This is a genomic window from Streptomyces sp. WELS2, assembly GCF_013870595.1.
Classification (GTDB): Bacteria; Actinomycetota; Actinomycetes; order Streptomycetales; family Streptomycetaceae; genus Streptomyces.
The window spans coordinates 1-8,987 of the sequence record NZ_JACBWZ010000198.1 but is presented as its reverse complement, the minus strand read 5'-3'; the positions used below and the strand labels follow the sequence as shown (position 1 = coordinate 8,987).

8 protein-coding genes and 1 pseudogene are annotated in these 8,987 nt (G+C 72.7%); all 9 read right to left on the bottom strand.

Features of this window, described 5'->3' with window-relative positions:
• On the bottom strand, positions 1-1,135 hold a 1,135-nt coding region (locus H5J33_RS14450), incomplete at its 3' end, for an MFS transporter (RefSeq protein WP_220212334.1).
• 379 nt (positions 1,136-1,514) lie between these two features.
• Positions 1,515-2,504 carry an aldo/keto reductase gene (locus H5J33_RS14445; protein ID WP_181795315.1) on the bottom strand — a complete coding sequence of 330 codons (990 nt, stop codon included), beginning with the start codon at positions 2,502-2,504 and terminating at the stop codon, positions 1,515-1,517.
• Between the two features lie 388 nt (positions 2,505-2,892).
• A complete protein-coding gene (locus tag H5J33_RS14440; RefSeq protein WP_181795314.1) occupies positions 2,893-4,296 on the bottom strand; it encodes a DUF11 domain-containing protein in 1,404 nt (467 codons plus the stop codon).
• A gap of 384 nt (positions 4,297-4,680) precedes the next feature.
• Entirely contained in the window at positions 4,681-5,907 is a 1,227-nt protein-coding gene (locus tag H5J33_RS14435; protein WP_181795313.1) for a cytochrome P450, read from the bottom strand.
• Positions 5,908-6,019: 112 nt separating this feature from the next.
• Positions 6,020-7,231 (bottom strand): cytochrome P450, encoded by a 1,212-nt coding sequence (locus H5J33_RS14430; protein ID WP_181795312.1) that lies wholly within the window; start codon positions 7,229-7,231, stop codon positions 6,020-6,022.
• On the bottom strand, positions 7,228-7,890 hold the full coding sequence (locus H5J33_RS14425) for a GTP-binding protein (RefSeq protein ID WP_399552826.1): 663 nt from the start codon (positions 7,888-7,890) through the stop codon (positions 7,228-7,230). The genes H5J33_RS14430 and H5J33_RS14425 overlap by 4 nt, the downstream gene beginning before the upstream one ends.
• On the bottom strand, positions 7,871-8,233 hold the full coding sequence (locus tag H5J33_RS14420) for a DUF742 domain-containing protein (protein WP_181795310.1): 363 nt from the start codon (positions 8,231-8,233) through the stop codon (positions 7,871-7,873). The genes H5J33_RS14425 and H5J33_RS14420 overlap by 20 nt, the downstream gene beginning before the upstream one ends.
• On the bottom strand, positions 8,230-8,637 hold the full coding sequence (locus H5J33_RS14415) for a roadblock/LC7 domain-containing protein (RefSeq protein ID WP_030611435.1): 408 nt from the start codon (positions 8,635-8,637) through the stop codon (positions 8,230-8,232). The genes H5J33_RS14420 and H5J33_RS14415 overlap by 4 nt, the downstream gene beginning before the upstream one ends.
• Positions 8,634-8,987 (bottom strand): annotated as a pseudogene (locus H5J33_RS36755) (histidine kinase); the annotation flags it as partial. The pseudogene H5J33_RS36755 and the gene H5J33_RS14415, both read right to left, overlap by 4 nt.

The window sequence follows — 8,987 nt, the reverse complement described above, 5'->3', positions numbered from 1 at the left end:
CGGCGATCAGCAGACCGCCCGCCACCAGGGCGCCGCGCGCCCCGGCCCACTCCATCAGCAGGCCCAGCAGCGGCGGTCCGCCGAGGCTCCACACCGTGCCGATGCTGCTCCACACCCCGAGCACCCGGCCGCGCAGATGCGGCGGCGGGTCGGTCTGGAGCACGGCCGTACCGGCGGTGTCGGAGACGGACTCCACGACCGCCATCGGCAGCACCAGCACCAGCAGCACCGCCAGCGACGGCGACAGTCCGGCCACCACCTGGAGCAGCGCGCCGCCCGCCGCGAGCAGGCCCACGGTCCGCACGGACGGCTTGTGCAGCCGGGCGCCGAGGACCGCGCCGATGATGCCGCCGACGGCCAGCACGGTGGACACGGTGCCGAACGCCCCGGCGCCGCCCGCGAGCGGCCCGGTGACCAGCACGGCGAGGGTCAGGCCGTAGTTGCGGCCGAAGACGGAGCTGAGACCCGTGATGCCCGCGAGGGCTACCAGCCGGGGCCTGCGCACGAAGAAGGCCAGGCCCTCCCGCACACCCGTCTCCGCACGGGACGGCGCTTTCCGTGACACGGCCGCCGCCCCTTCGACGGCCCCGGCGGCCGGCCGCAGGAACGGCACCACCGAGGCCACGAACAGGAACGACAGCCCGTTGGCGGTGTACGCGGAGGCCGTGCCCAGGAAGCCGACGGCCACCCCGGCCAGGGCGGTTCCGGCCAGCCGGCCCGCGCTGTGCACCAGCGCGCCCACCCCGATCGCCGACGGCACGTCCGCCACCGGCACGAGGTCGTTGCCGAGCAGGGCACAGGCCGGCCCGTCGACGGTGGCGATGACACCGGTCACGGCGGCCAGCACCAGCAGCGCCGTCATGTCGATCCGGTCCAGCGCCACGAGCAGCGCCGTGGTGAAGGCGACCGCGCCGAGCAGTGTCTGACTGACGGTGACCGTCAGCTTCCGGGGCCAGCGGTCCACGGCCGCGCCGCCGAGCAGGCTCACCAGCAGCGCGGGGGCCGCCTGGACGGACATCGACAGACCGGTCGCCGCGGCCGAGCCCGTGATGTGCAGCACGAGCAGGTTCTGCACGGTGAGCTGCATCCAGGTGCCGGCGTTGGAGACGAAGTTGGCCGCCGACCACCAGCGCATGCCGCGGTGGCGCAGGGAACGCCACGGCGAACGGGAGGCCGGGGCGTGGGCGGGGGTGGACACGGCAGAGGCAGAGGGCACGGCGGGGTACTCGACAACCAGGGGTGGTGAGAGACCGGCGGAGCCCGTCGGGCCGGCTGCGTCGCACGGCCGGGCCGCCTGGTCAGGGCGCCGACCATGGTGACAGACGGGACGGCCGAGTCATCGCCGCACCGGCCGAGCAAGGGGCCCGCCGAGCCGGGAAAACGCCCTCCGAGCAGGCCCGTCGCCACCCGCGTGGGGTTCCTCACAGACCCCCGTTCCGTCGCTCCGGCACTGGCCGGGCGAAGGACGGCGCGCACGGCCGGCGAAGCCGTCCCCCGGCGGCCGTGCGCCTCGATCACAGGTTGACGGCGCGCATCCCCGCCTCGTCGTACCGTTCGCCCGCCGCCTCGGGCAGCTCGGCGTCGATCCGGGCCAGGTCCTCGGCGGTCAGCTCGATATCGGCCGCGGCGGCGTTCTGCTCCAGGTAGGTGCGGCGCTTGGTACCCGGGATCGGCACCAGGTCCTCGCCCTGGGCCAGCACCCAGGCGATGGCCAGCTGGGCCGGGGTCACGTCCTTCTCGGCGGCGAGCTCCTTGACCTTCTCCGCGAGCCGCAGGTTCGCCGCGAGGTTGGCGTCCGCGAAGCGCGGGTTCGTACGGCGGAAGTCGTCCTGGTCCAGTTCCTCGGGAGAGGCGAAGCGGCCCGCGAGGAAGCCCCGGCCGAGCGGCGAGTACGGCACGAACCCGATGCCCAGTTCGCGGCACGCGGGCAGCACCTCGGCCTCCACGTCCCGCGACCAGAGCGAGTACTCGCTCTGCACGGCGGTGACCGGGTGCACGGCGTGGGCGCGCCGGATGGTCTCCGCGCTCGCCTCGCTCAGCCCGATGTGGCGCACCTTGCCCTCGGCGACCAGCTCGCCGAGCGCGCCGACCGTCTCCTCGATGGGCACGTTCGGGTCGACGCGGTGCTGGTAGTACAGGTCGATGTGGTCGGTGCCCAGGCGCTGCAGCGAGCCCTCCACCGAGCTGCGGACGTGCTCGGCCGAGCCGTCCTGCGGGCCGATGGTGCTCATGTCGCCGGGCACGGTGCCGTCCATCCGGTAATTGAACTTCGTGGCGATCACGTACTCGTCCCGGTGCCCCTTGACCGCCTCGCCGACCAGCGACTCGTTGGTGAGCGGGCCGTACAGCTGGGCGGTGTCCAGGAAGTCGATCCCGAGGTCCAGGGCCCGCCGGATGGTCGCGATCCCCTCCGCGCGGTCGGCGGAGCCGTAGAAGGCGGACATCCCCATGCAGCCGAGCCCGATGGCCGACACCTGAAGATCCCGCAGACTGCGCTTGTGCATGGGATTCCCTTTCGCACGGTGGGTTGTCATCTCACCGGCGACGCTACGAGCTGGAGCGCGCTCGAAGTCAAGCCGGGCTCCGGCATGCGGGTGGCGGGGAGGGCGCGGCCCTCCCCGACGTCATGGACCGGGGAAGCCGGGCAGGTGCTCCTTGACCTCCTGCGCCTGCTTCCGGACCTGTTCCGCCTGGCGCTGGAGTCCTCGCGCCTGATCGGCCGGCTCCTGGCTGACCGGCCGGCCAGCACCGTCGGCGACGGTGGGGAGCAGCCCGGAGAGAGGACCTCCCTTCGGGAGGTCGCTCGGGCACGCGCGTCGACTCCGGTCAGGGCCCGGTGCCGTCCGGGACGGTGCCGGGGCCCTGACGGCGCGCTTCAGGTGGCGCCGGTCGTCACTCGCGGGTCGCGCACGGGTCGCAGCAGGAAGGGGCCGGTTCGACGCAGAGGGTGACGGAGTCGGTGTTGTCGGAGGTGTCCGGCTCGGTCTCGTTGCCGGTCACCGTGGCGGTGTTGGTGAGCCGGCCGGTTTCCGTCGCCTTGGCGCGCAGGACGAGGGTCGCGGTGCCGCCGTCGGGTACGTCGCCGACCGCCCACTCACCGGTCGCCGGGTCGTACGTGCCGGACGCGCTGTCGGCGGACAGGAAGGCGAGGCTGTCGGGGAGTTCGTCGGTGACGACGACGCCGGTGGCCTGGTTCGGGCCGGCGTTGCGGACGGTGATGCGGTAGGTCACGGTCTGGCCGACGGTCACCCTGGTCGCGTCGGCCGACTTCGTCACGTTCAGGTCGGCCGCCGGAAGGACGTCGGTGACCTGCTCGTTGGACGTGGTGGTCAGCGGCTGCGGGGTGGTGCCGAGCCGGTTCTCGTAGGTGGCGGCGGCGGTGTTGCTGATCCGGGTGCCACCGGCGGACCGGTCGATGACCACCCGGTACTCCACCGTGGTGCCCGCCGGGACGGTCTCGGTGCTGGGCAGGCTGCCACCCTGCCCGGCGCTCGCGCCGTTGCCCAGGTGGAAGACGACCCTGTTCGACTCCTCGTCGAAGTACGCCTGGTCGTCGCCCTGTTCGTCGGTCTTCGCGCCGGCGTTCGGGCCGTCGACGATGCGCAGCGACCCGGGCACATACGTCGTGCCCTCCGGGATGTCGTCGGTCAGCACGAGGTTCTCCGCCGCGCCGCCGCCCTCGTTCCTCGCGGTGATGCGGTAGGTGACGATGTCACCCACCTCCAACGGCCCCTGCGGGATGCCGGACTTGGTCAGCTCCACGAAGGGAGCGGTGCCGAAGAAGACGCCGTCGAGGAAGTTGCCGATGCCCCGGTTGCCGCCGGCCGCGGAGACGGACCGGAAGGAGAAGCGCGTCACCGTCTGTCCCGCCGGGACGGTGTACGTGCCGGTGTAGTAGCCCCAGGCGGTGTTGCCGTCGGTGAAGCGGCGCTGTTCCACCGGTGAGCCTGGCGCGCCGATGTCCAGGGCCATGGTGTCCTGCCCCAGCCGGCCACGGTGGTAGAGCCGCCAGTACAGGGTGGACCCGGGCGTGGTCGGCAGGTCCTGGTAGAGCGTGGCGACCTCGTTGGCGTTCAGTTCGGCGAACTGGGAACCGTCGGCCGACGGCACGCCGTTGAAGCCCGACCGCCAGATCTCGATCATGTGGTCGGACGCGGTGGTGTGCCAGCCCGGGACGTACTTGGGCGCCTGCGTCTGCGAAGCGTCCGGCAGGATCTCGAAGTTGGCGACGGTGGGCTGTTCGAAGCTGCCGTTGACCAGGGCAACCCGGAGCGGAGCGGCGGGAGGTGTGGTCATGGGTCTTCCCCTTGCGTCGGCGTTGCTGGAATGCGCCCCCAACCGGCCGTTCACGCGCCGGAGGCGACGCCGGTACGCCGGTCAGAGCAGCGCATTCCGCCCGGCCTCGGGAAGGGACGGCCGAACGGCTCCGGCCAACCTCGTACGGCTGGTTTCAACGACCGCCTGAGGACACCCCTTTCCCACCCGCGCCCGTGGCCGCCAGGCCCCTGCCACTCACGTCACACAGGCACCACTGACACCAACCGTCAGCTCAGCCGTGGCCGAAAACCCTCGCTCACCTCCACGCCGCTCACCCTTTCCCGGGAGGATTCGGGGGGCGCGAAGTTGACGCCCTCGGTGCACGGAACCGCTGCCGTGCGCCGAGGGCGCTGAGCCGGTGCGCTAGGGGTTGAGTCGTACGGGGAGTTCGAAGAGGTCGTTCTGGGTGACCACCGGCTTGTTGCGCAGCTCGCTCGCCGGTACCGCCAGGTCCAGGCCCGGGAACCGGTCGTACAGCGCCGGCAGGGCGATGCCCGCCTCCAGCCGGGACAGGGCGGCGCCGGGGCAGACGTGCGGGCCGTGGCCGAAGGAGATGTGCCGGTTGCGCGTCTCACGGGTGATGTCGAAGCTGCCCGCGGTCGGGCCGTGCGCGGTCTCGTCGCGCCCGATCGCGCCGTACGACACGATCAGCGCGTCCCCGGCCGGGATCACCTTGTCCCCGACCGGCACGTCCTCGGTCGCGAACCGGATCAGGACGTGCGAGGTCGGCGTGGAGTAGCGCAGCGTCTCCTCGATCACCGCCGACCAGTCGGCCCGCCCGGACAGCACCAGGGCGCGCTGCTCGGGGTGGGTGGAGAGGTTGACGACGGCGTTGACGATCAGCGAGATCGTCGTCTCGTGCCCCGCCGCCACCATCAGCTGGAGCGTGGAGACGATCTCCTCGTCCGTGAGCCGGTCGCCGTCCTCCGCCGCGAGGATCAGCGCGCTGGTCAGGTCGTCGCCCGGATCGGCCCGCTTCGCCGTCACCGTCTCGGCCATGATCCCCGCCAGCTCGGCGAGGGTCGCCCCGACCTCCTGCGGCGGGGTCTGCGTGGAGAAGAACTTCTCGAACAGCACCTTCAGCCGGGGCAGCCGCGCCTCCTCCATCCCCATCAGGTCGGCGATCACGTACATGGGCAGCGGATAGGCGAAGGCCGCCTTCAGGTCGACGGTCCCGCCGTCCGCGGGCAGCTCGTCCAGCAGGTCCTGGGTGAGTTTCGCTATCCGCTCCCGCATCCGCTCCACCCGGCGCGGGGTGAGCGCCTGCGCGACCAGCGTGCGCAGCCGGCGGTGGTCGGCGCCGTCGGCCGTGAGCATGGAGCGGCCCGGGTTGGCCAGGCCGATCAGCGGCCAGTCCGCGGGGATCTCGCCGCGCCGCCAGGCACCCCACACATTGATGTCCTTCACCAGGCGCGGGTCGGTGAGCAGCGCCTTGGCCTCGGCGTGGTGGGTGACGGCCCACACCGGGACGCCACCGGGGAGTTCGACCGCGGCGAGCGGACCGGCCGCGCGCAGCGCCGCGCTCTCGGCGTCCAGATCGGTGACGAAGGGGTCCAGGGCGATGCGGGGTGCAGCGGTACCGGTCGTCATCGTGACGTGCCTCCCAGGGCAGGGGTCGTAGTGCGCGGGTACGGTGCCGGTCCGGGGAAGTCACCCCCCCGGACCCCCGGCCGCACGACGCACCGGCCGGGGCGGCGCGGGATCAGCGGGCTGGTACGGGGCTGAACCGGACGGGCAGTCTGGTCAGTCCTCTCAGCCAGGGCGAGGGCCGCCGGGTGAGGGAGTCGGCGGGCGCCGCCAGGTCGATGTCCGGCAGCCGGTCCAGCACCACCTCGATGCCGGTCCGCGCGATCACCTCGGCGACCTCCTGCGCGGGGAACGGGCAGCGGTGCTCGCCGTGGCCGAAGGAGAAGTGCGCGTTGTTGCCGCCGGTCAGCTCCGAGGCGTCGGTGCGCACCTGCGGATCGGAGTTGGCGCCCTGCAGACCGAGCAGCAGCAGGTCGCCGGCCCGGACGGCCCGGCCGCCGAGGCGGGTGTCGCGGGCGGCCCAGCGGCCCGCCACGTTCTGCGTGGGCGTGTCCTCCCACAGCACCTCGTTCATCGCCTCGGCGACGCTGTTGCGCCCGCCGAACAGGGAGGCGGCGAACCGGTCGTCGGTCAGCATCAGCCGCAGCGAGTTGCCGATCCAGTCCGCGGTCGGCTGGTGCCCGGCCGCCATCATCACCATCAGGTCCTGGACGATCTCCTCGTCGCTGAACCCGCTGTCGTCGGCGAGCATCCGGGAGACCACGTCGTCCGCGGGCTCCTTCCTGCGGTCGGCGACCAGCCGGGCCATGGAACCGGCCAGGTGCGCCTGCCCGGCCAGCGCCCGTTCCCGGCCGTCGATCATGTCGTTCAGGGCGGTGACCAGCCCGGGGCCCTCCTCGTCGGAGAACCCGTAGAGCCGGGCCAGGACCCGCACCGGCAGCAGCATCGCGTACTGGGCGATCAGATCGGCCTCGCCCGCGGCGCACAGCGCGTCGATCAGCTCGTCCGCGAACCGCTCGGCGTGCCCGCGCATCTCGAACGGGTCCACCGCCTCCAGCGCGTTGCTCACCATCGCCGCGCGCTGCCGGTGCCGTTCGCCGACGGTGTAGAGGATCGACGGCTGCTTGCGCCCGATCATCGGCAGCAGCGGCCAGTCCGCGGGGATGTTCTCCCACTGGTTCCACAGGTCCGAGTCCCGGCTGAACAGCACGGGATCACCGGTGACCTGGTGCAGTTCCCGGTAGCCGAGCACCAGCCAGGCCGGGATGTCACCGTCGAGCAGCACCGGCACCACGGAGCCGTGGTCGCGCCGCATCTCCCGGTACAGGCGCGCGGGTTCGGTCTGGAACCGGGACCCGCTCAGCGGGACGGCGTCGGGGGTGGTCACACGAACTCCTGTCGGGGCAGGCCCGCCCGCGCGGACGGGTCGGCGTACCGGTTCTTCACGTGCTGTACCAGCGTGATCAGCACCTGCTTGCCCGACTCCCGGGAGCGGGCGTCGCAGTCGACCAGCGGCACATGCGGATCCAGGTCGAGGGCCTCGCGGACGTCCGCACCGGCCCGTACCGGACCGCCGAAGTCGTTGCAGGCCACGATGAAGGGCGTGCCGTGGTGCTCCAGCCGGTCGATGGCGTACCACGAGTCGTCGATCCGCCGGGTGTCGACCAGGACGACCGCGCCGAGGGTGCCGGTGAACAGCCGGTCCCACAGGAACCAGAACCGCTCCTGGCCCGGCGCGCCGAACAGGTACAGCACGTTGCGCGCGTCCAGGGTGATCCGGCCGAAGTCGAAGGCCACCGTGGTCGCGGACTTGCCGCGGACCTGGGCGATGTCGTCGATCGCCTCGCCGGCCTGGGTCATGGTCTCCTCGGTGTTGAGGGGACGGATCTCGCTGACCGAGCGGACCAGCGTGGTCTTGCCGACGCCGAAGCCGCCCACGACCACGATCTTGAAGCCTTGGTCGGCGGAGGCGGCCAGCGGGGTGCTCCCCCGCTCCCGGCTCCGCTCGAGCGGGGGGACCCCCATGTCAGAGGTTGCGAAGTCCAACGAGCACCTGCTCCAGGATGTCGGGATCGGTGATGGCCGGCCGGTGCGGGTGGCGGGCGCTGACCCGGCCCGCCGCCAGCAGATCGGACAGCAGGACCTTGGTGATGCCCACGGGCAGCCGCAGCTCGGCGGCGATCTCCACCACCGAGGTGGGGGACTGGGTCAGTTTCAGGATCGCCACGTGCTCCGACTGCATGCCGGCCGTCGGCTCCGACTCGGCGACCACGAGGGTCACCAGGTCGAAGGGGTTGTCGGGGCCGGACCGGCTGCGGCCCTGGGTGAGGGTGTACAGCCGGTCGGGAGCGTCGTCGCGGCCCGGACGGTTCCTGCCGGGTCCGCTCATGACGTACGGGGCAGAGCGGTCAGGTACGTGCCGAGTTGCTCGACCAGTTCGCTCATGTTGTGCCCGACGACACCGGCGTCCGCGTCCTCGGTGGTGATCACGGCCAGATGGGCGCCGGCGCCCGCCTCCACGATGAACAGCACACCGCCGTAGAACTCGGTCATCGCCGAGCGCACCCCGCCGCTGCCGTCGCCGAACTCCACGGAGGCGCCGTGCGACAGGGACTGGATGCCGGCGGCGATCGCGGCCAGCTGGTCGGCCTGGTCGACGCTCAGCTCCGGAGTCCGGCACAGCTTCAGCCCGTCCCGGGACAGCACGAGCGCGTGCCTGGCACCCGGAGTCCTCTCCAGCAGGCCCTCCAGGAGCCAGGTGAGCTTGTCGTCGGCGGTGGTCGGGCCGGTCATGAAGTGGTGTCGCCTTCCGGGTGCGAGTGGGTGTGCGGGTGGCTGGGTGCGGGTGAGCCGTGTTCATCGGTCCCGTACGGGGGACGGCCGGCCGGCGCGGGGGCCGCCGGGGGCACGGCGGTCCGGTCGCCGGCGGCCGTGTCGGCCACGGGGACGAGGCTGTCGGTTCGGCTGTCGTCGGCCGGTCCGGTCACGGCGGCCCGGTCCTCCGGGTCCGCCGGGGCCACGTCGGTGGGGCCGTCCGGCATCGGCGCGTGGGACCCGTCCCACGCGCCGGACGGGGTCGCCTCCTCCGGCGGGCCGGCCGCGGGAGCGGGCTCCGGGCTCGGCGGTGCCGACGGGCGGACGGC